This window comes from Lysinibacillus sp. NPDC095746, assembly GCF_044763535.1.
GTDB lineage: Bacteria > Bacillota > Bacilli > Bacillales_A > Planococcaceae > Lysinibacillus.
Genome location: NZ_JBIWGL010000024.1, coordinates 1 through 22,707 on the forward strand (window position 1 = coordinate 1; position 22,707 = coordinate 22,707).

Below are 22,707 nucleotides of genomic sequence, written 5' to 3' on the forward strand. Positions count from 1 at the left end.
CTCCATAAAAAGAAATTTGATTAGCTCAAATTGTTTTGCTGGCATCATGTTTGATGTCCAAAATTTTGTTTCGTTCACTAACTCAAGGTTAGCTAGTAAAAACTTTATTGATTACGTTTTGCTTGTTCAGTTTTCAAGGTTCATTAGTTCGTCACATTTAAGTGACTTACTATACTTTAACATAGTGTTGACTCTATGTCAATCATTTATGCTAGTAGTTTTTTTTAGTTGTTGTTGTTTCGTAACAACGTTTATAAATATATCACCTTAATATTAAGTTTGCAAGTGATTTTTTAAAGTAAAACTATTCCAAATAAATCAATTATACCTTAGCATAATTGCGTCCGACATAGATCGGAGGCTTTAGGCAAACATGATGTTGGTCGGTCTCTCAGTCTTTACAATAGGACGTGACAACGACTGACTTCCTCTACAACTGAATGGAGTTAAAGGGAGTTTCTTCTATAATATAGAATTCAACTACACATGAATGTTATACATTCTATATTTACATTTTAAACAGTAGATAGTTTTATAGTTTTCAATTCTTCAATAAGAAAAGCACCTACAATTGTTAGTCAACAATTGAGGTGCTGTTTATCTTTATATTTAGCGTACCCATATAAAGTATGCAAGGAAAACAAAGAACAATCCGTACATCATAGGATGAATTTCTTTTTTACGACCCGCTAAAAGCATTGTTATTGGATAAAAGACAAAGCCTATTGCAATACCGGTAGCGATTGAGTAACCAAGAGGCATCATGATTACTGTAAAGAAAGCAGGTACGGCAATTTCGAATTTATCCCAATCAATTAAACGTAATGAAGATACCATCAGAACACCTACAATAACTAGAGCTGGCGCTGTTACTGCTGGAGTTACTACAGCTAGTAATGGTGAGAAGAATAATGCTACTAGGAATAGTATTGCAGTTACTACAGCAGAGAAACCTGAACGAGCACCTGCTGCTACACCAGAAGTTGATTCTACATACGCAGTAGTTGTTGATGTACCAAATAAAGAACCAATTGTTGTTGCAAGAGCATCAGCCATCAATGCACGGCTTGCACGTGGTAATTTATTATCTTTTACTAATCCTGCCTGTGTCGCAACTGCCATTAAAGTACCTGCTGTATCAAAGAAATCTACAAACAAGAATGTTAAGACAACTACTAAAAATTTAACGTTTACTAATGAATCAAAGTCATTGAAAATTGGTTTTAAAGCTACCATAAACGTAGAATCTACACTTGGAATTGCTGAAACAACTGCTGTAGGAGGTACAATGACACCTGTAATCATACCAACAATTGCTGTTATAACCATCCCTAAGAAGATACCAATACTTCGTAGTTTAATAATAAGAATAATCGAAAGGACAATCCCGAATACAGCTAGTAAAGTTGCACCAGAGAATGTTCCTAAAGTAACCAATGTAGCCGGGCTATCTGTTATAATGCCCGCTCCTTGTAAGCCAACAAATGTTATAAATAAACCAATACCTGCTGAAACTGCATATTTAAGTTGTACTGGAATTGCATTAATGACTGTTTCACGAATACCTGTTAACGAAAGAATGATAAAGATAACACCTGAGAAGAAAACACCCGTTAAGCCAGTTTGCCATGGAATACCGTACGCTCCAACTACAGTGAAAGCAAAGAATGCGTTTAGGCCCATACCAGGAGCAAGTGAAATTGGGAATTTAGCGAAAATACCCATAATCAGAGAACCGACTGCAGCTGCTAATGCTGTAGCTACGAATACAGCCCCTTTATCCATTCCTGCATTTTCTAACATACCAGGGTTAACAGCTAAAATGTAAGCCATAGCAAGGAATGTTGTAATACCACCTATTATTTCGCGGCGATAATTAGTTCCTAATTGATCGAACATGAAATACTTTTTCATTTTAAAGAAATCCTCCGTATGGTCGTCTTCAATATCGAAAACAAAAAAGACACGCTGACTACTCTACTAGTCGCATGTCTACGATACATTTCACCATTACTAGCGTGAAATCAATTAGTGTCTATACATTGGTATATATAACTAAAATCGTAGTCAAGTTATTTACGGTAACTTGGTAGAAACTCACGGGCCTTATCCCCGACATTATACGACGACATATTTAATTTACAATCAATATATCATTTCACTTTTCAGATTTCAACCCTATTTCCGAACATTTATTATAAAATACACACGAAAGTTCGTGTAAAATCCTTATTTAATGTTCACGTTTTAAGAAATCGTTGCATAACTAGGTCAAGACTGAACGTTTTATCGAAAGTTATAAAATAAAAAAATCCCCTTTGAACTCATTCGAATTCTTGAGGATTTTAATGATAGAGCCCATGAGCAACATATGTTTAGTTCATCACTTTACTTTGCAAGAGCTGAATTCTTTTTTCTAATTTTTGTTTCCAATCTTCTGCTAATGCATCAACTACTTGTATACGTTTCATCGCAAGTGCGTCTTTGTTTTTAAAATACACTTCGTTGCAATGTAAAACTGAAATACCTTCAGGGTGCTTTTCCACTAATTCAATTTTTGAATCTGCACAGATTGTCCCTTCTTCCAGTACACGAGCAAGGAAGCCCGTATAACCTGTTTCAATTAAACGTTTAAGTAAAATGTTCGCCTCAGCATATTTATCAATCGTACTACAAGGTACACGTCCTTGGGTAACTTGAATGACAGCATTACCTATTTTATAAATATCACCAATACAAATATCCGCTTCCAACATATTCGTTACTGTTAAGTTTTCACCGAATGCTGCTGTCGGCAATGCTTTACCAAGTTCCTGTTCCCATTGTATGTAATGCTCCGCAGGATATAAACAAACGGCACGGTCGGGACCACCATGATGTTTTTTATCTGCTACATCGTCCCCCTCAAATCCACGAGCAGACAAATATACTTCTTGTACTTTTCGTTTTTCAATCCCTGTAATCATTGAGCGCCCATTACTATAATGCAATTCTTTCGGCATACCAATAGCAAGTGTGTGAATCATCGCTATATTTTTTTCCATTTCCGTCCCTCCTAAATTAAACAACGACATAGAATCCTTTTTATATTTATTAGTTTACTATACCTAATGTTTCGAAAGTATTATCCTTAAAATAAAGAATTTCAAAATTTGCGGCTTAACATCCTCTACTTTCTCAACTCCTTATTCCTTAAAAATATACAATCAGTTTAACTTCTTCATCTGCAGAATATGTATTTATCTTTACCAGCTATAGTGGCAGACTTCTGTATAGAAAAATGGATGGTGTAAAAACTGTAGCTTTAAATTTACTGAATCAACGTTGTAACAAAACCTATTTATTTTGCAACAAAACGAAAAATCGTCGTAAGTTCCGAGAAGTGTTGCTACGATTAAAACAGAAAGGAGATCCACATGAAATTCAACTACATATGGAAAAACAATCAATCATCTTCTGAAATTGAGATTATCAGTAATCCATCGAATAAAGAATTGCTATCGACAATTGAACAGCAATTTTTTCAATCTATAACTTTAAGCGCAACAGATCTCAAAACAAATCGCCAGGTTATGATTGAACTCAATAACATCGAGGCAATTGAAGCATCTGGTCATTTCACCAAAATCTTTTTAATAAATGGTACAGAACTATTGCTGAATAAGATTTTAAAAGAATTATCTTACTTGGAATCATTCGGATTGGTTAGAATCAATAATTCAATGATTTTGAATTTGCATCAAATACACTCATTTGCTTCGGGAAGTCACGCTAGATTGGAAGTTATTACAAAACAACAAAATAAGTATATTGTCAGTAGACATTATGCAAAATCTATTAAGGAGAAATTAATATGATAAAAGACTTAAAAAACAGCTTTTTATACGTTTCATTTTTGGGGTTGATTTGGATTGTTTTCTTAATTACTATTTTTAATCTTCACGAAGAAACAGTCAACTTTCTTTACATTTGGAATTTAATTGGTATTAGTGTTCTGATGGGGATTGTTTTTGGTATAACTTATCCATATTTATGGAACTACTCAACATTAAAAGTAACATCTAAAATTACTATTAGTACCTTTTCGAATTTTTTCTGTGGCATAGGAAGTGTATATCTTTTTTCACTGAAAGCATTTGCAATTATTAAACCTTATTTATTGCTAATTTTAGTGATAACGTTGATTGGTCATATCATCGGATTTTATTTTTTCTCAAAATATGAAAATAAAAAAATAGCGGATAGTTTGAATAGATCGCTTGAAAATTAAGGAGACTGAAATGAACCTCAATACTAGCTTACAAGTACTATTAAACGATATTGCTCAGAAACAAAAGAAGGGGCTTCCTTTTATAATGGCCTCAATATTTATTTGGGGAGTTATCACAGTAATTGCGTTGCTGCCTTTAGATTTAATGATAAAAAATATTGGTATTTTATCTTGTGGTGCATTGCTGTTTCCTGTGTCAATTCTTTGTGCCAAACTATTAAATGTTGATTTATTTTATAAAGAAAATCCATTAATTAATGGACTATTGATTGCAACAAACAATCAAATTTTATATTTAATTATTTGTATTCTTTTATTACTTAAAGCACCTATGTGGGTCTTACCTGTTTATGCAATTATTTACGGTGCACATTTGTTACCATATTCATTCTTTTATCAATCAAAAAATTATCGATATAGTTCAATATTTATTTGTATAGCTATTTTGATAAGCGTGATTTTCTTCCATTTAAATGTTATTTTTATCTCGTTAATCGTAGAAATTGGTGTACTTTTCTTATTTTTAATGCTGAAAAAAGAAATAAAAAGCTAGTCTGAAAAATCAGACTAGCTTTTTATTCAAAATCAAACGAGGGGATTATTCCCACTCAATCGTTGCAGGTGGCTTAGATGTAATATCATACAGCACGCGGTTAACGTGTTTTACTTCATTTACTAGGCGGACAGAGATTTTCTCTAGAACATCCCAAGGAATGCGTGCCCAGTCAGAAGTCATACCGTCGATAGATGTTACCGCACGGATACCGATTGCGTAGTCATACGTACGTGCATCGCCCATTACGCCAACTGAACGGATGTCAGGTAATACCGTGAAGTATTGCCAGATGTCGCGATCAAGACCAGCTTTTGCGATTTCCTCACGTAGGATGAAATCAGATTCGCGTACGATTTCTAGTTTTTCTTCTGTTACTTCACCAAGTACACGGATTCCTAGACCTGGACCTGGGAATGGTTGACGCCAAACAATTTTTTCGTCAAGGCCAAGCTCTAATCCTAGTGCGCGCACTTCGTCTTTAAATAATGTGTTAAGTGGCTCAATTAATTGGAATTGCATGTCTTCCGGAAGACCACCAACGTTATGGTGAGATTTAATAGTTTGTGCAGTTGATGTTCCAGATTCAATGATATCTGTGTAAAGCGTACCTTGTGCTAGGAAGTCCATTCCTTCAAGTTTAGCTGCTTCTTCATCGAATACGTAAATAAATTCGTTACCGATAATTTTACGTTTTTGTTCTGGATCAGAAACGCCCGCAAGTTTATCCATGAAACGTTGACGCGCATCAATTTTAATAACATTCATGTCGAAGTCTTCTGTGAATGTTTTCATAACTTGCTCAACTTCACCTTTACGGTTTAAGTTGTGGTCAACGAACATACAAGTTAGTTGGTCGCCAATTGCTTTATGAATTAGAACAGCAACAACTGAAGAGTCTACACCACCAGAAAGTGCACATAATACTTTTTTGTCGCCTACTATTTCGCGGATTTTTGCGATTTCAAGCTCAATGAAGTTTGCCATTGACCAATCGCCTTTTGCTCCACAAATGTCGAATACGAACTGACGTAATAAGTCGTTACCGTATACAGAGTGACGTACTTCTGGGTGGAATTGTACTGCATATAGTTTACGTTCTACATTTGCCATTGCAGAGATTGGGCAAGCAGCACTTGTTGCGATTACTTCAAAACCAGCAGGTACTTCTGTTACATGGTCACCATGGCTCATCCAAACGATTTGCTCAGTTGGTAAGTTACCGAATAACTTGTTTGAAGCTGTTACTTTAATTTCTGCTTTACCATATTCACGTGTTTCAGCACCTTCAACTTTACCACCTTGCGTATGTGCCATTAATTGCATACCATAGCAAATACCTAAGATTGGTAAGCCTAATTCGAAAATAGCTGGGTCTACATGGAAGGCATTTTCGTCATAAACTGAGTTTGGACCACCTGAAAAAATAATACCTGTTGCGTTCATACCTTTAATTTCTTCAGCTGTAATCGTATGAGGATGTAACTCACTGAAAACGCCAAATTCACGGATACGACGTGTAATCAATTGGTTAAATTGGCTACCGAAATCAAGAACGACGATTTTTTCTTGCTCTAATAAAGGGCTTGCTGACAATATATCCACCTCTTCTACTATTTTTAAAGGACTTTTCATATGTTCAAAGAAAAACGCGTATGGAAGTAAAAACTTCCTACGCGTTCATAAGCTCTAAATTTATAAAGGCGAATGCGTAGCAAAGAAAAGTGATTTACTAATTACTAACCTTCTCACCTAACCAAAACATTCACCTTCATAGAGAAATCATTTACGGTGATTTCGTAGAAACATCCGAACCTTATTATCGAACTTATATGAAAGCAATCCTCATCATATATAATTTTTTTCATTTTACTCTTTGTACCCATCAAAATCAACTGATAGTGCGATTGATTAAATTTTCCCAACTTTCTTTCAGTTCCATGAAATCAACCTCTTGTTTATCTTTACCATAAATATGCTGTTCATATACAGCAGTTAGTTTTTGCATCTCTTCTGTCTCAAGCGACTCATCTACTCTTATAGCAAATGCACGTAATGTTTCGCCATCTTTCCGGCGTAACCCAATACGAGATAATTGCTTCATTAAAACATGATAGGAAGCATCAAAATTTGTCCAGTCCGCTTCTTTTTTACGAAATGCTCGTACTTGCATTTTAGGTATCCACGTTTTACGTTGCATAAACAAAGCAATGCTAGCGATGACCATCAAAATGCCTAGAGCAATCCATACATAAGTAAGCTTTTTCATCCATGTCCAAACAGAATCAAAACTAAACGACGTTGAGCTAGATGTTTCTTTCTTCGGCTCTTGCTCTTGCTTCTTTGGTTGTTCTTGCTTTTTTTCTGGCTGCAGTACTTGCTCCTCCTGAGGAGTGTCTTGCTCCATATCATAATTGATATTCATATTTCTAGAAAATCCAATTGTCGGTTCAAACTCCATCCAGCCTGTTCCAGGTACATATGCTTCGACCCATGAGTGTGCATTATCATTTGTAACTTGATACTCCTGTAAACCATCTGTTATTCGACCAGGCTTACCCGGTGCGAAGCCTTTTACCCAACGTGCGGGTATCCCTGCCGAACGTAAGAGGACCACCATTGATGTTGAGAAATTATCACAGTAGCCAACTTTAGTATCAAATAAAAACTGATCAACATAATCTTGTCCCTCAGCCGGAATTGCTACTTCTTTTTTATCGTATCTAAAGCCGTGAGATGAAAAATAACTTTCAACTGCTTTTATTTGATCATATACGGAAGCCTTATCGTGTGTGATTTCTTTCGCTAAATTCACTACACGTGGCGGAAGTGTATTTGGCAATTGTAAAAAACGATTAAAGGAAGGATCTAATGTTGCTAACGTAGCTGTTTTAGACATTTGAAGCTGCTTCATGCTATATTCTGGCTCACTATAAGAAATCGTATAGTTAGACAATAATTTCGATTCACCATTCTGTTGTTCTATTGCTATTTTTTCAGTGTGTTCATCCTGAATAAACAGCGGTGAATCTTGGGCAGAAACAGATATCATACCATACGTTTGCAATAAAAATGGCATTGGAGTAGCAATGTCTATTTGAATTTGACGTTCTTTTTCTAGAGATCCAACTTGTAACGAAGTTTGGATAGGGGTATTTGTTTGGTAAACATTTTTGCCAAAGTTCCCCTTCGAAAGAATCCAGCCCTTCGAAGTATAAGTGTCCTTTGTATCTATACGCCAATAATGGCGATCACGAGAAGTTGCCGTAAAAATTAGTGTATTATCACCTTGAAACGGTCCTCCTAATCGGCTATCATCCTCGCTGTAACCAACTGTTTTTGCACTTGTTCCACCGTTCCCTTGCCCTGCAACACCTTTAATAAAAGGCACAGGATCAGCCCAGGTCGGTCCTGTCTTAGGTAAAAAGAATGCCACTGAACTAATGAGCATTACCGAAACGATCATCGGAATAACCAGTTTCCACTTTCCTATTACATTGCTCGGTGCATCTGTTTGAAGCCATAAGCTTTTAACAAACAGTAAACCAGTCATTATTAATCCAAGCACAAGTACTTTAACAATCGCTACCTTTCCATCATAGTCACTAAACGTATCTAGTGTGGCAATAAAGAATACAGTTAACGCGAAGAAATAGAATATATTTTTCCGCACAGTTATCCAATGATGAATTAGGTATATTAACATCCAAATAAGCGCAAGGAATAGCACCGTTCTAAATGAATCCGAAACTTGTCCAAAATCGCCCGAAAGAATGGTCGTCATATTCCATTTCCACTCATGTATTAAAAATGGTATTGTCTGTCCTGAAAAAAAGGGACTTTCACTATAAACAAACACTATAAACCAAGTAATATAACCTAATTTCACTAAGCCCGACAATATCGGATGTACTTGAAATAAGCTGAGTATCAATGCTAGACCGATAAACACTAAAAACAAATGAACCAAGCCTGTATTCGTCAGCTGCATGACAGGAATAAGCCATTCACGTAAAATTAGAAAAATTATTACGTATGCTATTGCTAATTCTATAAAATTTCCTAGTGATTTTTTCACGGCTTCATCACCTCCGTGAACAGATTGTAATAATCTGTTGGATTTACGTGTACAACATGAATTTGTCTATAACGCTTCGCCAATTCTGTTTGCATAGGTGGTTGCTCCGCTACTACAAAACAAATACAGCTTTTCACCATATTGGCTAGAGAATGAAGTAATTCATCCGATACTTCACTCGTAACATACAGTAATGTTGCAATATGCTTAAACACTTGCTGATCTCGTAATTGAAATTTGACCGTTTCAGCAGGTTTTATAGCAGCTAAATGATGCATTACTTGATCTAGCTGCTTATTACCTTGGATAATCGGAAATACCTTCGTGTTCGAACCAGCTGAAACAAATGATATATCTCCACGTTCTCCGACAATTGTTTGTAGCATCGAAGCTACAAGCTCAATTTTTTCTTCAAATAACGGAGATTTTCCAGCATGGAGTATTAACATTAACTCCTGCGATTGACGATCTTCAAATTCCTTAGATTGCAATGTTTGTGTTTTCGCAAATGATTTCCAGTGAATCCACGAAAAACGGTCACCTGGAACATACTCACGTAAGCCAACAGCCATGGATGTATCTTTAACAATTGAATAAGGTGACATCATTGTACCAACATCAAATTTTGTTTGAAGCGCGGCATATCTCATCTCGCGTACTCTCGGGTAAACTAAAATGACTTGTTCCTTTTCTGCCGTAACTCGCTTTTTTGCCCAGCCAAAAAAATCACAGAATACAATCGTAACACCTAAGTAACGATGCTCGCCACGGGACATATTTTCCAACACGTAATCCCAGCTAAATTTTTTCCTGAAGCCAACGAACTTAATGCTATTCGTTCCTTGCACCCTTGATTGAACAAGGGCTTCACTGTTCACAAGTTCCTCCATCATCATATAAGCAAACGGAAAGCGTGTTTTTCGTTCCACCGTAATTGTAACCTTAGCAGATTGTCCACTCTCTACATGGGAGGGCTCAATTTTGCGTTCCACTAGTAAAATATCTTCTTTCACCAGTAAGAAAATAAATGCATATAACAAAAACGGACTAACTGTAAAAAACACAAACCAGCTGACAAATCCACCTTGGAACATGGCATAACAAAACGTTATGATCATTAACAAAGATACTAATAAGAAATGTTTACTTTTCTCAATTAAAGCTTTCCATTTCTTCATTGCTCTGCAAACCTCTTTGTCGGCACAGGTGTTTTCGCAATAATTCGCTCAATAATTTCCTCTGCCGTAACGTTATCGTAACGAGCATCTGGTTTTAATACTAGACGATGGCTAAAAACAAATGGTACTAAATATTGAACATCATCAGGCGTAACATAGCTACGCCCTTTAATAAATGCATAAGCTTGTGAAGCTTTCATTAAAGCAATCGTTGCGCGAGGACTTACGCCTAAATATACATAGCTATTTTCCCTTGTTTGAGTCGCTAGCTCGACCATATAGTTTTTGACCGAATCTTCAACATACACACCCTGTACAAGCTCCTGCAATTCGTTTAATTGCGCAACTGTTAGCACTGCTTCAATTTTTTCAATTGGTTTACCATGTTCAGCACGACGGAGAATTTCCACTTCTTGTCCTCTTGAAGGATAGCCCATTTTTATTTTTAGTAAGAAACGATCTAGCTGTGCTTCTGGTAACGGATATGTTCCTTCATGCTCAATTGGATTTTGAGTGGCCATAACGAAAAATGGTTGATTGATTGTTAAGGTTTTACCATCAATCGTGACAGAGGCTTCCTCCATCCCCTCAAGTAAAGCAGATTGTGTTTTAGGAGACGTACGGTTAATTTCATCAGCTAAAATGACATCTCCCATAATCGGACCAGGTCGAAACTCAAATTCCAACGTTTTTGGATTATAAATAGAAACCCCTACAACATCAGACGGTAATAAATCAGGTGTAAATTGAATCCTTTTAAACTGTGCGTCAAAGGATTTTGCCAGCGCTCGCACCATCATCGTTTTACCAACACCTGGTACGTCCTCAAGCAAGACATGCCCTCTTGCCAGCAAAGCTACGATGCTGAGCTCTGCAACCTCTCTTTTGCCTATCATTACTTTTTCTATATTTTCTAATACATCTTGTATTTGTGAATTCATAAATCAAAAACCTCCTATATCATTTTCAGCAATTATTCGAATTGCATGACAACTCCTTTAAGAATAACGAAATATGTTTAGTAACACAATTAGTATGAAACACTCATCTATTACTTCATCCCTATAGCTCGAGCATGTAGCGAAAAAAAGAATATTACTTTAGCATGAAAAAGAAGGCTTGTCTGAATACAATTCAAACAAACCTATCTTTTAGTATAACGTTATTACCTATCAAAATGTTACAGATTTAATTTTTTTAACCATAAATTCTCTAACGAAGATGAATTTTCTTGTAAAAATATTTCCTTTAATTCGCCAGAAATAAGTATATTTCCTTCATGTAAAACTAACACATCGTCCGCTATTTCCTCCGCAAAAGCAAGCAAATGCGTAGAAAAAATTACAGTACAGCCCTTTGCTTTTTCCTCGAGCATCATTTTTTTCAGCTCCGCAATCCAAAAAGGATCAAGACCATTCGTAGGCTCATCTAAAATAAGCAAAGAACCGTCACCAAGTAAACTTTGAGCGAGATTAAGCCGTTGACGCATCCCCTTTGAGAAATGCTTCACTTTTTGCTTTCGAACATCCCATAAAGCTACGCGTCTCAGTACATCTTCCTGTTCCTTTTTGCCAATTTTCTTTAAAGAGGCAAGTAGTTGCAAAATTTCTGCAGCTGTTAACATAGACGGAAAGTCCACATCGTCAGGCATATATCGAATAGCCTGTGGTTTATGCCATATTATTTCTCCTGATTTTTGTTTTTCTTGCCCAGTTAGCAGGCGAATTAAAGTACTCTTTCCAGCACCATTTCCTCCTACAAGCGCTAAAATACGCCCCGCCTGTAAAGAAAAGGAGGCTTCATGAAGACCTCTATTATTATCATAAATATTCGATAACTTCTTTGTTTCTAAAAGCATCATCTTCTCTCCCCTTTCTATCAATTATGCCTCGACATAATTGCGTTTTGAAACGGCTTTGTGATTACGCCTGCAAAATGTTTTTTTGCGCGAAAGCAGCAACTAGTTTTGTCTGTGCCCAAAGCGAAGCCGACAGCAACAGCATGATGCAGGCCAGTTAGCAGTTATCGCATGGATACGGTGATTTTAGGCTAACATCCTTTAAGATACCTTTCCCGATTCTGTGTCATCCGCCGGAGACTTTACCTTCTTTCACTGAAAGAAGATAAAAGTAAGCTAGTGTATACTAATGGACATACTATCCAAAGCAATGTCACAGCTACGTATACTACGTAACCTAGTGGTGACGAATAAAACTGCGTTACTTGATAAAATGCCGGTCCAAGCACACTAGCCTGATCTGTAAATATAAAGTAACCAAAGCGCAGCCACTCCACAGGATTAATATGTATCGCTATAATCGTCAGTTTTTGCAGAATATGGCCCGCCACGATCGTTCCAATAGCCATTAAAGCGTAAGAAATTAGCAATAAAAAAACGGACCAAAATACAAGTGATAACGACAGTGCAAATAATCTTGTTTTTGCAAATGCCCCCACAACAATAGCCAATGACACAAAAATAAAGATACATAGCAAAGTTAGAATAATGAAAATAAATGGCAAACGCACTCCACCAAGAAATCCACCAAGCGCTAAAATTACGCCAAACGCCACGACAATGACTAATAAAAAGGCAAGCACAGAGGCAATATACTTTCCGGCAATATATTGCAGACGTGTCATCGGATATGTCTTTAATAACGAAAACCAGCCTGATTCCACATCACCAGCGATGCTCATACTACCGATCGTTAAAATAAACAGAGGCAATAAAAACAACAATACATTTAAAAACGAAGCAGTCTGTCTTGTAAAACCCTCTACATCCGGCAATGCCATTTGCTGTATGACAATGATAGCTGTAAAAACGAATGTGAAAAGTATGCCTACAAGTTGCATCCAACGACTTCTGAGCATTTGCTTTAATTCTAGTTTAATAAGCCTACTGTACATCACTTATGGATCCCCCATTTAAAATCGTGTAAATCCTTATAAGCAAGCAGCTGACCTTCTCCCTCTTTAGTCATCCACACCTGTGCTGCTTCCTTTGAATCGAGCGCAACTACCCCATAATTCATCGGAGTCCAATAATCCTTGTTGTATACATAAACAGCGTTAAAAACGTCAATCCATTCATTTTTTGCTGCATCTTTAATAAAGGCCGCTCCAATCTCACCTTCCCCATTCGCTTCTATATATTCCATTAGACAGCCAATGTCATCAAAAATTTCATAATCACCATTTTTCAATGCAATCTGACCAGCATATGCATTGTGAACGATACTCATATTGCAAATTTTACAAACATCGGTTTCACTAACTATTTCACGAGGCTCATATGTTTTTTCACTACAGCCCATCAAAACACCACAACATAGCATTACAATCATCATCCATTTTTTCATTCTGTTATTCCTCTTTTCCATAGCCATAAACTACTTAATGTCAAGAATAATCCTACTAACATTTGCACCATATTTATCTTAGTCTTCTCGTTCACATGCTTCGTCGCCAATTTGGGCGTATTATCCACAAGCATATTCTTTTCAGTTTTATTAATTTGCTGATCCAGCGATGTCAATAAAATGACGCTCGGAGATGCCACGAAATATTGGTAAACAGGCTGGCGTACCATCCATTGACCAAAGCTCGACACAGCCACATATGGAATATCACCGATACCATTGTCTTTTAAATCAATCCCTGAGTAATCATCATAATAATTACTTACTAGTTGAAAGCCTTGCTTATCAGAGCGAGCCGTTAAAATGTTACCTGTAAAGTTATTACTACTAGCCATTGTGTCGTCACTTACCTTTGTACCTTCAATGGCTGTTTGGTTCATCCGAAAATCATTTGTTTCAATTTGAATAGTTGAACTTTTCTGCATTGCTACACCAGTTCGGTTATTTTTAATCGTGTTATGTTTAATTTCAGCCTGTTGCACATCATACAGCAGCATACCGTAGCCATTAAAATCAAAATGATTAGCTACTATATTATTTTCCAGGAATATGTCTGTCGTCATCATAATCATAAGGCCAGTCACATTCTGAGCATATGTATTGAAAAGTGCTTCAGCATCAGTTGTATACATAAAGTGTGTACCGTAACGACTACTCGTTACCTTATTATGTTGAACAACAATATGCTTGACCTCTTCTACATATATTCCATCCTGCACTTGCTCAACAGTAGTGCCTTCGATAGTGATGTCCTCACTCTTAAAAACAGCCACCCCATTACCTTTTTTGGAATAATGACCTTCACTACCAGTCACATTGATATTTTGTATACGTATATTTTTGGAGCGTTGTATATGGATACCTGTATGAACATCTTTAATTTGTAACTTTCGTAGCTCCAGTCCATCTACAGCATTAGCTACGATCGCTTTATTTTTCCCTGATAACTTTATATTTTCCACAGTGACATTAGTAGTGTTTTCAATTCGGAGTGAGGGATTGTCTCTTTCACCGATAAGTTCCGTTCCCTCTTCACCTTGTAGCGTTATCGGTTTTGTCACAATAAAATTACCTTGGTAACGACCAGCAGGAATATGAACGACTTCCCCAGGCTTTGCTATATTAATGGCCTCCTGTACATTAAAGTCGGCGTGCACTGTCTGACTCATAAATAGAAAAAATAATAAGGCAAACCCTATTTTTTTCACCAATCCGTACCTCCCAGTTCAGCACGAAAAGACTAGAGGATTTCCCCCTAGTCCATTCGATTAATGACTTTGACCATCGTGATTCTTTTCTTCCATATGCATAGAATCAGATTCACCTTTTGCTTCTTTTTCAGCTTTTTCTTTCATTTTCTTGTTACGACGCTCTAACGCATCATCTTTAATTTTTTGTAATTCCTCTACATGTGCAGTTGGATTGTCAGCGATAAATTTGTCTGCATCCGCTTTATCTTTGAAATAAATATATCCCCAATTCATCGGAGATTTTAGGTCCGTTTTGACGATCGTTGCATCATCAACCTTTACCCAATCTTTCGTGATATAATCACGTACAAATTTTTCGTTCTTTTCATTATTTGCAACCTCGGCATTTACTAAACAGCCTATGTCATCATAAAAGGCGATTGTTCCATCCTCTTTTATTGCTTGAGTAGAGAATTCCCCCATATCTTCGTCCTTCAAATACACTTTCATATTACACATTTCACACATTGTACCTTCTTTTGGTTCTTGTAAACGTGGATCCACTAAAGAGGCGACTTGTGTAGTTTTATCCTTTGCTTCTGCTTGACTTGTTGTAGCGTCTTCTTGCTTAGACTCTTCTTTCTTAACTTGATCTTTTTCTGTACCACATGCAGTAAGTAAAAGTAATGTTGCAAGTGCAGGTAACCATATTTTTTTCACAATTGCTTCCCCCAATATTTCTTTTTTTCTGTTTCTATTACATACTTTACAGGTAAGTTGTGAAATAAGTTAAAAATTGCTGTGAAGTATTGGAAAAATTACCTTGAATATTCATTGAACATCTTGACTTCAAATAGTTTGAATAAAAAATATATACTTCCTATTTTTTTATAACACTTGTCGGCAAAGCAAGGGGTTGATTTCCGTTGACACCATTTGGGTTTTCAATATAAAAAACTCCCTACATCCTGAATGATGTAGAGAGTTTGAGTTTATGATGTTATATAGAAGAGCGGTAACTATTGAGAAGCTTCTTTTGCTTGCTGACAAGACTTAGCTTAACGGCAGTTTCATTTAATTCATTGCGTATTTGTAAATCGTAAGCATTGTCCACAAAACTAGCCGCTATTTTATTGGGACGTTGCTGCTGGATTTGTCTAGTGTTACTTAAATGCTTTTTATCTTTATTCTTTAGCAAACTGTTTTTAAACTGTTTCTTCGGATTTTGTCCGAAATTATGACTTAAATCCCCAGCATGTAAATACTGTTGTTCGTTACGAAATATACTACTAGTCGTCGAACTTACTCTAGAAGTCCTCATATATAATTACCCTCCTTTACTTTTTATCAACTTTGTAGGTATTTATATCGACATTATATGCTTGAACTTAATAATACAGAACCAAATTGCTTAAAAAAAGTGAAAAGAGCTATAAGAAAAAGTGTTAACACTTTTTCTTATAACTCTTTTCCCAAATAGTTATCGGCTCATCCAGGAAAGCCGCCCAGTCAGAAATGAAAAATCAACCCCACGCTATGTTGATAGCTATAAATTACTTCCAAAAATCATCAAATATAGTAATTGGCATATGGCGTTTGTGTTGTGAACGTAAATAATGCCCTTCCAATGTTTTACGAGCATCCTCAGAGATTTCCTTCCCCTCCAAATAATCATCAATTTGGTCATACGTTAAACCAAGAGCTACTTCATCTGGTAATGAAGGACGATCTTCCTCTAAATCCGCAGTTGGTACCTTTAAATATAAGTGCTGTGGGCAATCAAGCGCCGCTAGTAACTGCTTACCCTGACGCTTGTTGAGACGGAAGATTGGCATTAAATCCGCACCACCATCCCCAAATTTTGTGTAAAATCCTGTAATTGCCTCCGCAGCATGATCGGTACCTAATACAACAGCATTATTCATAGCAGCAATAGAATACTGCACCTTCATTCGCTCACGTGCCTTTTCGTTCCCTTTAGCGAAATCGCTTAGTTCAATACCCGCATTCGTTAATGTTCTAACACTTGCATCGACTGCATCTTTAATGTTGACCGTATAAGTCTTCGTAGGTTTAATATAGTCAAGCGCATCCTGACAATCCTTTTCATCCGCTTGCACACCATATGGTAAACGAACAGCCCAAAATGAGTACTTCGCTTCTCCCACCTCGGCATTTAATTCATCGACTGCAAGCTGCGTTAATTTTCCAGTTAACGTGGAATCTTGACCACCTGATATCCCAAGAACAAATCCCTTTACAAAGCTATAGCGACGCGCATAGTCCTTTAAAAAATTAATGGATTTGCGAATCTCTTCCTGCGCATCAATAGTAGGTAACACACGTAATTCCTTAATGATTTCTTGCTGTAATGTCATTTTGTCCTTCACTCCTTACACTTTACAATCGATTGACCATTTCACTTACTTCTTCAATATTACGCATTTTATTATTCCAGCATTTTTGGCTTAAATCGACTGGGTATTCCTCAGGATTCATGGCGCGTTTATATTCATCCCATAACAACTCTAAATTATTAGCTGCATAATCGCGCATCTCTTCCAAAGTAGGATTTTGATAATGTATTACACCATTTTTAATTACATGATGATGTAAATTCTTAGCTTCAAAGTTCGTTACAAATTTTGATACGAAAGTATGAACAGGGTGGAACATTTTAATTCTTTCCTCTGATTGAGGATTTTCATCTTGCATAGTGATGTAATCTCCCTCTGCCTTGCCATTCTTTCGATCAATAATGCGATATACGTGTTTAAGACCTGGCGTCGTTACCTTTTCAGCATTCGCAGAAATTTTAATCGTATCTTCTAATTGCCCATCGTTATTTTCAATAGCAACCATTTTATACACAGCCCCTAAAGCTGGTTGGTCATAGGCAGTAATGAGCTTTGTACCAATTCCCCACACATCAACTTTTGCACCTTGAGCCTTTAAGTTTAAGATCGTGTATTCATCTAAGTCATTTGATACGATAATTTTAGCATTTTGGAATCCTGCCTCATCTAACATACGACGTGCTTCTTTTGACAAGAATGCTATATCCCCACTGTCTAATCGAATGCCAATAAAATTAATTTTGTCTCCAAGTTCTTTAGCCACTTGGATCGCTGTTGGCACACCCGATTTTAACGTATTGTAAGTATCTACAAGGAATACGCAATCACGATGACGTTTTGCATAGGAATGAAATGCATCATAATCATTTTTATAGGCTTGTACAAGTGCATGTGCATGTGTACCCGATACTGGAATATTAAAGAGTTTACCTGCTCGCACATTACTAGTTGAAGCAAAACCACCAATAAACGCCGCACGCGTTCCCCAAATCGCTGCGTCCATCTCCTGAGCGCGTCGTGTACCGAACTCCATCGCTACTTCATTTTTTATAATTTGTTTAATACGGCTAGCCTTTGTTGCAATTAAGGTTTGGTAATTCACAATGTTAAGTAATGCAGTTTCAATTAGTTGCGCTTCCACTAAAGGTGCTTCAATGCGTATAATTGGTTCATTAGCGAAAACAGTTTCTCCTTCCACCATAGAATACATATCCCCTGTAAAGCGAATATTTTTTAAATACTCGATAAAATCCTCTTTATAACCAACCTCTTCACGCAAATACGTTATGTCCGAATCCGTGAAACGAAAATCACGTAAATATTCAAGAATTCTCTCTAATCCCGCAAAAATTGCATAACCATTGCCAAAAGGTAATTTTCTAAAATATAGTTCGAAAACCGCTTTTCTATTATGTATACCATCAGCCCAATACGATTCGGCCATATTGATTTGGTACAAGTCAGTGTGTAGCGCTAAGCTATCATCTGCATAGTTTGATCTCACAAGAAACCCCTTCTTCCGCTTTGATAATTAGTCCTAGTATACACTATATACCCAAATTCTTGCGTATTACATCCTCCAACTTTAATGTTAGGTTTCCTCACATTATTAATCAGAAAATTTAGAAATATTCACATTTTAGACACATTTTTTAATACCGCTTTCATTCCCCTTTTAAAAACATTCTCAGCAAACTATTACGAAAACCGAAATATCACATGTAACAAGATATAACATGAATATTCAAATAATTCTTGCGCCATTTTTCATAGCGTCTTAACATGTAAATTAACTTTACTCAAGGAGCTGATATTGATGAAAAAAATTGAAGCAATTATCCGTCCCGAAGTTTTCGGCGCGGTCAGGGACGAACTTGCACAGGAAGGAATTGCAGGGCTCAGTGTTTCAGAAATTGCTGGCTGCGGTCGTCAATTAGGGCGTACAGGATTATTTCGTGGAAATACTTACGAAATTGAGTTTTTGCCAAAGTTGAAATTAGAAATGATTGTTGATGATGAAAAAGTAGATCCCATTGTTGACGTTTTATTACGAAAGGCAGCAACCGGTAAGGTCGGGGATGGTAAAATCTTCATTTATCCAATAGAACAAGCAATTCGTATCCGTACAAAAGAAGTCGGATCAATTGCAGTAGAATAAGGGGGCGATATATATGGATGAAATAACATTATCTATAAATTTAGTTTGGATGATGCTCGGTACAATTTTAGTATTCTTTATGCATGCAGGATTTGCAATGGTTGAAGCGGGCTTTACACGCTCAAAAAACGCAGTCAATATTATTATGAAAAACTTCCTAACGATATCACTTGGTGGCATTGTCTATTTTCTCTGTGGTTACGCTATTATGTTTGGTGATTCAGTGGGTGGTATCTTCGGTACAAGTGGCTTTGCTTTAAATGGTGTAGATAATCTTTCCTTCTTTATTTTCCAAACGATGTTTGCGGCAACTGGAGCAACGATTTTATCTGGAGCAGTAGCAGAACGTACTAATATTTTTGCTTATATTGGTGTCATTATTCTCATGTCGTCACTTGTTTATCCTGTTGTTGGTCACTGGGTTTGGAGTGGTCATGGATGGTTAACAAATCTCGGTTTTATCGACTTCGCTGGATCTACCGTTGTCCATTTAACAGGTGCAGTGGCGGCATTTGTAGCTGCGGTAATGGTCGGTCCACGTCTCGGTAAATATGAAAATGGTCGTGTTAACATTATTACAGGACATAGTATCCCATTAGGAGCTTTAGGCGTATTTTTACTTTGGTTTGGTTGGTTTGGCTTCAATGGTGCCTCCACATTAGCTGCTGATCCTAAACTTGTTCCGAGCGTAATAGCAACTACATTTTTCGCTGCTGCTGCGGGGGTTGTGGTTACGGCCCTTTATACGAAATTTCGATATGGTCATATCGATGGCTCACTCACATTAAACGGTGCTTTAGCAGGACTTGTGAGTATTACCGCTGGTGCAGCTAATGTTAGTATTTTTGGTTCACTCATTATCGGATTAATTGCGGCTCCATTATTAGTCGAGAGCGTCCGCTTCATTGAATGGAAGTTAAAAGTCGATGATCCTGTTGGTGCCATCGCTGTCCATGGTATCTGTGGTATATGGGGTACTCTGGCAGTTGGCTTGTTTGATATTAGTGGTCAAGGATTATTTTATGGAGGAGGTTTCGGCCAATTAGGAGTGCAAGCCATTGGGATTTTTGCTACTCTCGCTTGGGTTAGCGTTTCAGTAGCAGCTGGTTTACTTATTATAAAAGCGTTTGTGCCATTACGAGTTTCTGCCGAAGAAGAAGTCACTGGCCTAGATGTCATTGAACACGGTGCTCCTGCTTATGAGTTTCAGGATATTTTCAAAGGCTCTGCAGTGCGGGGAGAAACATTTGCTCATCGTTTAACTCATTTCGGTAAAGCAAAAAACAATGTCCAAGAAGAACATGTATAGTATTTAATGAACTTCATCTTCTTAAATACAAAAAACAAGAATCTGCGATCTCTTCGGCCAACTGAAGATTATGCAGATTCTTGTTTTAGGCTCTCTCTAGCTCCAATAAAAATTCTTTCATAGCTAGTCCACTACGAAAACCTGTTAGCTTGCCATCTTTTCCAATGACACGATGACAAGGAATAATGGCTAATATCGGGTTGGCACCAATTGCACTGCCTACAGCTCTTACTGCTTTCGGATTTCCGATACGGTGTGCAATATCTGAGTACGTTGTCGTTGTACCATATGGTAGCTCCTTCAAAGCGTCCCAAACCGCTAGTTGAAATGGTGTCCCCTTGACATGTACTGGCACATCAAATTCAATGAGCTCTTTATTAAAATAAGCCGTTAATTGCTTAGCATATGGCTGTAACTTTTCTTTATTCTCTTCAAAGTGATAGCCTTTAAATGGTTTTTTTGCCCAAACTTCTACCTCTTCAAATGGTGCATTCGGAGTTCCTATATAGACAAGCCCTTCATCTGAAGCAACGATATACATATTACCTTGTGCATATGTTAATGTATCTACATACAATACATCCATTCTCTAACCCCCTTAACTTAATTAGTATCCACTACCTGTAAATAACTTTAGAATCCCTTTGTTTCATGCTACAGTTATTTTACCTATTAGTATAAAGGAGTTTTAACTTTATGAATACTTCATATGAGCCTGCCATTCACTTTCAACAGGTCACCTTTTCATCGAATGACAAGATGATAATAAAATCGATTACTGGTTCATTCCCAAAAGGAAAAATCACTACGTTAGTCGGCCCTTCAGGTGCTGGCAAAACAACTCTACTTAAATTGTGCAATGGACTATCATCTCCTACAGATGGTCAAATATTAATTGATAATCAAGCCATTTCTACTTACGAGCCAACTGCTTTAAGAAGGTATGTGAGTATGGCTCTTCAAGCAGCCCCAATGATAGAAGGAACTGTATTCGATAATCTTGCACTCCCTCGTTCGTTACAAGGAGAAAAGCTTACAGAGCAAGAAGCTATCCAATATTTACGAGACGTTGGACTCGATCAAAGCTTTTTACAACGCCCAACAAATAAATTATCAGGTGGACAACGACAAAAAGTCTCTATTGCAAGAACACTTATTAATCAGTCCTCCATTTTATTGCTAGATGAAATCACATCTGCACTAGACCGTCAATCCGTGCAAGAAATTGAGACACTTATTGCTACAATCCATAAAAAGTTTAATGTCACAATCATTTGGATCACTCATAATTTACAGCAAGCGTTGACAATCGGACACTATACTTGGGTCATGATGGATGGAGAACTAATTGAAACAGGAGAAAGTTCCTTACTTAACGCACCTAAAAATCCACGGGTCGCTGAATTTGTACAGGGGGTGAATGTATGACGTATACTTCGCTTTCCTTAACGTTAATTTTTGTTTTAATTCCTCTTCTACTGTCAAAAACCTTAAAGCTAGGACTTGAAAAAGATACACTTATCGCTACTATTCGTTCTATTGTTCAACTACTTGCCGTAGGTTACATTTTAAAATTTGTCTTTGATGCTCAAAGCTATATTTATATTTTCCTTATGGTTACTTTAATGGTTATAGTAGCAACACTAAATGCTCGTAAAAAAGGGAAAGGTATTACAGGTATTACATGGAAAATAGCACTAACTCTTATTGTAGTAGAATTTGTTACGCAAGGAGTATTGCTAGGTTTTGATATTGTACCTGCAACAGCGCAGTATATTATTCCAATTAGCGGCATGATGATTGGTAATTCAATGGTATTATCGGTTCTATTTTTAAATCGTTTTACATCGGAAATTGCTAGTCATCAGAACGAAATTGAGTTAATTTTGTCGTTAGGCGGCACACCAAAACAGGCAATTCATCGACAGCTAATGAATGCGATAAAGGCCAGTATGATTCCTACAATTGAAAGCCAAAAAACAATTGGTCTAGTTCAATTACCAGGTATGATGAGTGGCCAAATAATTGGCGGAGCAGACCCTATTCAAGCGGTGCAATTCCAACTATTAATCATTTTCGCCCTACTAACAGCAGCGACATTATCAAGCATAATGATAGGTTTTTTAAGCTATCCTGCACTTTTTAATGAGCGCATGCAACTACTTGAAGTAAAATAATTGTTATAGTAA

Annotated in this window: 22 protein-coding genes and 2 riboswitches; of the genes, 7 read left to right on the forward strand and 15 right to left on the reverse strand. The window is 36.9% G+C overall.

The features are described 5' to 3' along the window. Positions 1 to 609: 609 nt before the first annotated feature. The gene (locus tag ACIQ7N_RS17070; RefSeq protein ID WP_402934244.1) at positions 610 to 1,914 is read right to left on the reverse strand and encodes an NCS2 family permease; all 1,305 of its coding nucleotides are present in this window, start codon (positions 1,912 to 1,914) and stop codon (positions 610 to 612) included. Positions 1,915 to 2,044: 130 nt separating this feature from the next. Then, positions 2,045 to 2,146, reverse strand: a riboswitch (purine riboswitch). 229 nt (positions 2,147 to 2,375) lie between these two features. Continuing rightward, a complete protein-coding gene (locus ACIQ7N_RS17075; RefSeq protein ID WP_402934246.1) occupies positions 2,376 to 3,044 on the reverse strand; it encodes an MOSC domain-containing protein in 669 nt (222 codons plus the stop codon). 372 nt (positions 3,045 to 3,416) lie between these two features. Here ACIQ7N_RS17075 and ACIQ7N_RS17080 point away from each other — a divergent pair, with 372 nt between their 5' ends. From ACIQ7N_RS17080 to ACIQ7N_RS17090, 3 genes are read left to right on the forward strand one after another with little or no spacing between them, the layout of a single operon-like run. Then, entirely contained in the window at positions 3,417 to 3,857 is a 441-nt protein-coding gene (locus ACIQ7N_RS17080; RefSeq protein ID WP_248717229.1) for a LytTR family DNA-binding domain-containing protein, read from the forward strand. Beyond that, positions 3,854 to 4,270: a hypothetical protein gene (locus tag ACIQ7N_RS17085; protein WP_402934248.1), complete on the forward strand. Its 417-nt coding sequence runs from the start codon at positions 3,854 to 3,856 to the stop codon at positions 4,268 to 4,270. The genes ACIQ7N_RS17080 and ACIQ7N_RS17085 overlap by 4 nt, the downstream gene beginning before the upstream one ends. A gap of 10 nt (positions 4,271 to 4,280) precedes the next feature. Beyond that, positions 4,281 to 4,823, forward strand: coding sequence for a DUF7010 family protein (locus ACIQ7N_RS17090; protein ID WP_132364137.1), 543 nt, complete (start codon positions 4,281 to 4,283; stop codon positions 4,821 to 4,823). Between the two features lie 45 nt (positions 4,824 to 4,868). On the opposite strand, the gene guaA is transcribed toward ACIQ7N_RS17090, so the two are convergent. From guaA to ACIQ7N_RS17150, 12 genes are all read right to left on the reverse strand, one after another. Next, on the reverse strand, positions 4,869 to 6,419 hold the full coding sequence (gene guaA / locus ACIQ7N_RS17095) for a glutamine-hydrolyzing GMP synthase (RefSeq protein ID WP_274067949.1): 1,551 nt from the start codon (positions 6,417 to 6,419) through the stop codon (positions 4,869 to 4,871). A gap of 158 nt (positions 6,420 to 6,577) precedes the next feature. Next, positions 6,578 to 6,679: riboswitch (purine riboswitch) on the reverse strand. A gap of 35 nt (positions 6,680 to 6,714) precedes the next feature. Beyond that, positions 6,715 to 8,901, reverse strand: coding sequence for a transglutaminase TgpA family protein (locus ACIQ7N_RS17100; RefSeq protein WP_402934251.1), 2,187 nt, complete (start codon positions 8,899 to 8,901; stop codon positions 6,715 to 6,717). Then, positions 8,898 to 10,079: a DUF58 domain-containing protein gene (locus ACIQ7N_RS17105; protein ID WP_402934254.1), complete on the reverse strand. Its 1,182-nt coding sequence runs from the start codon at positions 10,077 to 10,079 to the stop codon at positions 8,898 to 8,900. The genes ACIQ7N_RS17100 and ACIQ7N_RS17105 overlap by 4 nt, the downstream gene beginning before the upstream one ends. After that, complete coding sequence (locus tag ACIQ7N_RS17110; protein ID WP_132364145.1) at positions 10,076 to 11,020, reverse strand: AAA family ATPase; 945 nt, start codon at positions 11,018 to 11,020, stop codon at positions 10,076 to 10,078. Before ACIQ7N_RS17110 ends, ACIQ7N_RS17105 begins: the two co-directional genes overlap by 4 nt. 239 nt (positions 11,021 to 11,259) lie before the next feature. Continuing rightward, the gene (locus tag ACIQ7N_RS17115; RefSeq protein WP_274067952.1) at positions 11,260 to 11,940 is read right to left on the reverse strand and encodes an ABC transporter ATP-binding protein; all 681 of its coding nucleotides are present in this window, start codon (positions 11,938 to 11,940) and stop codon (positions 11,260 to 11,262) included. Positions 11,941 to 12,179: 239 nt separating this feature from the next. Next, positions 12,180 to 12,992: an ABC transporter permease gene (locus tag ACIQ7N_RS17120; protein WP_402934317.1), complete on the reverse strand. Its 813-nt coding sequence runs from the start codon at positions 12,990 to 12,992 to the stop codon at positions 12,180 to 12,182. Beyond that, positions 12,992 to 13,444 carry a nitrous oxide reductase accessory protein NosL gene (locus ACIQ7N_RS17125; protein ID WP_402934257.1) on the reverse strand — a complete coding sequence of 151 codons (453 nt, stop codon included), beginning with the start codon at positions 13,442 to 13,444 and terminating at the stop codon, positions 12,992 to 12,994. Before ACIQ7N_RS17125 ends, ACIQ7N_RS17120 begins: the two co-directional genes overlap by 1 nt. Next, positions 13,441 to 14,712, reverse strand: coding sequence for a right-handed parallel beta-helix repeat-containing protein (locus ACIQ7N_RS17130; RefSeq protein ID WP_402934320.1), 1,272 nt, complete (start codon positions 14,710 to 14,712; stop codon positions 13,441 to 13,443). Before ACIQ7N_RS17130 ends, ACIQ7N_RS17125 begins: the two co-directional genes overlap by 4 nt. 60 nt (positions 14,713 to 14,772) lie before the next feature. Continuing rightward, positions 14,773 to 15,414 (reverse strand): nitrous oxide reductase accessory protein NosL, encoded by a 642-nt coding sequence (locus tag ACIQ7N_RS17135; protein ID WP_402934259.1) that lies wholly within the window; start codon positions 15,412 to 15,414, stop codon positions 14,773 to 14,775. A gap of 280 nt (positions 15,415 to 15,694) precedes the next feature. Next, positions 15,695 to 16,015: an NAD synthetase gene (locus tag ACIQ7N_RS17140; protein ID WP_402934261.1), complete on the reverse strand. Its 321-nt coding sequence runs from the start codon at positions 16,013 to 16,015 to the stop codon at positions 15,695 to 15,697. Between the two features lie 232 nt (positions 16,016 to 16,247). Beyond that, positions 16,248 to 17,072, reverse strand: a complete 825-nt coding sequence (nadE, locus tag ACIQ7N_RS17145) for an ammonia-dependent NAD(+) synthetase (protein ID WP_402934263.1) — start codon at positions 17,070 to 17,072, stop codon at positions 16,248 to 16,250. Between the two features lie 22 nt (positions 17,073 to 17,094). Further along, on the reverse strand, positions 17,095 to 18,555 hold the full coding sequence (locus ACIQ7N_RS17150) for a nicotinate phosphoribosyltransferase (protein ID WP_402934266.1): 1,461 nt from the start codon (positions 18,553 to 18,555) through the stop codon (positions 17,095 to 17,097). Between the two features lie 312 nt (positions 18,556 to 18,867). Here ACIQ7N_RS17150 and ACIQ7N_RS17155 point away from each other — a divergent pair, with 312 nt between their 5' ends. Then, complete coding sequence (locus ACIQ7N_RS17155) at positions 18,868 to 19,209, forward strand: P-II family nitrogen regulator (RefSeq protein WP_132364165.1); 342 nt, start codon at positions 18,868 to 18,870, stop codon at positions 19,207 to 19,209. Positions 19,210 to 19,222: 13 nt separating this feature from the next. Continuing rightward, positions 19,223 to 20,518 (forward strand): ammonium transporter, encoded by a 1,296-nt coding sequence (locus tag ACIQ7N_RS17160; RefSeq protein ID WP_402934268.1) that lies wholly within the window; start codon positions 19,223 to 19,225, stop codon positions 20,516 to 20,518. A gap of 85 nt (positions 20,519 to 20,603) precedes the next feature. Here the strand turns inward: ACIQ7N_RS17160 and ACIQ7N_RS17165 are convergent, their stop codons facing one another. Continuing rightward, entirely contained in the window at positions 20,604 to 21,104 is a 501-nt protein-coding gene (locus ACIQ7N_RS17165) for a methylated-DNA--[protein]-cysteine S-methyltransferase (RefSeq protein WP_402934270.1), read from the reverse strand. A 110-nt stretch (positions 21,105 to 21,214) separates the two neighbouring features. Here ACIQ7N_RS17165 and ACIQ7N_RS17170 point away from each other — a divergent pair, with 110 nt between their 5' ends. Both ACIQ7N_RS17170 and ACIQ7N_RS17175 read left to right on the forward strand, forming a co-directional pair. Further along, entirely contained in the window at positions 21,215 to 21,946 is a 732-nt protein-coding gene (locus ACIQ7N_RS17170; RefSeq protein WP_402934273.1) for an ABC transporter ATP-binding protein, read from the forward strand. Then, positions 21,943 to 22,695: an ABC transporter permease gene (locus tag ACIQ7N_RS17175; RefSeq protein WP_402934274.1), complete on the forward strand. Its 753-nt coding sequence runs from the start codon at positions 21,943 to 21,945 to the stop codon at positions 22,693 to 22,695. The genes ACIQ7N_RS17170 and ACIQ7N_RS17175 overlap by 4 nt, the downstream gene beginning before the upstream one ends. Positions 22,696 to 22,707: the final 12 nt, after the last annotated feature.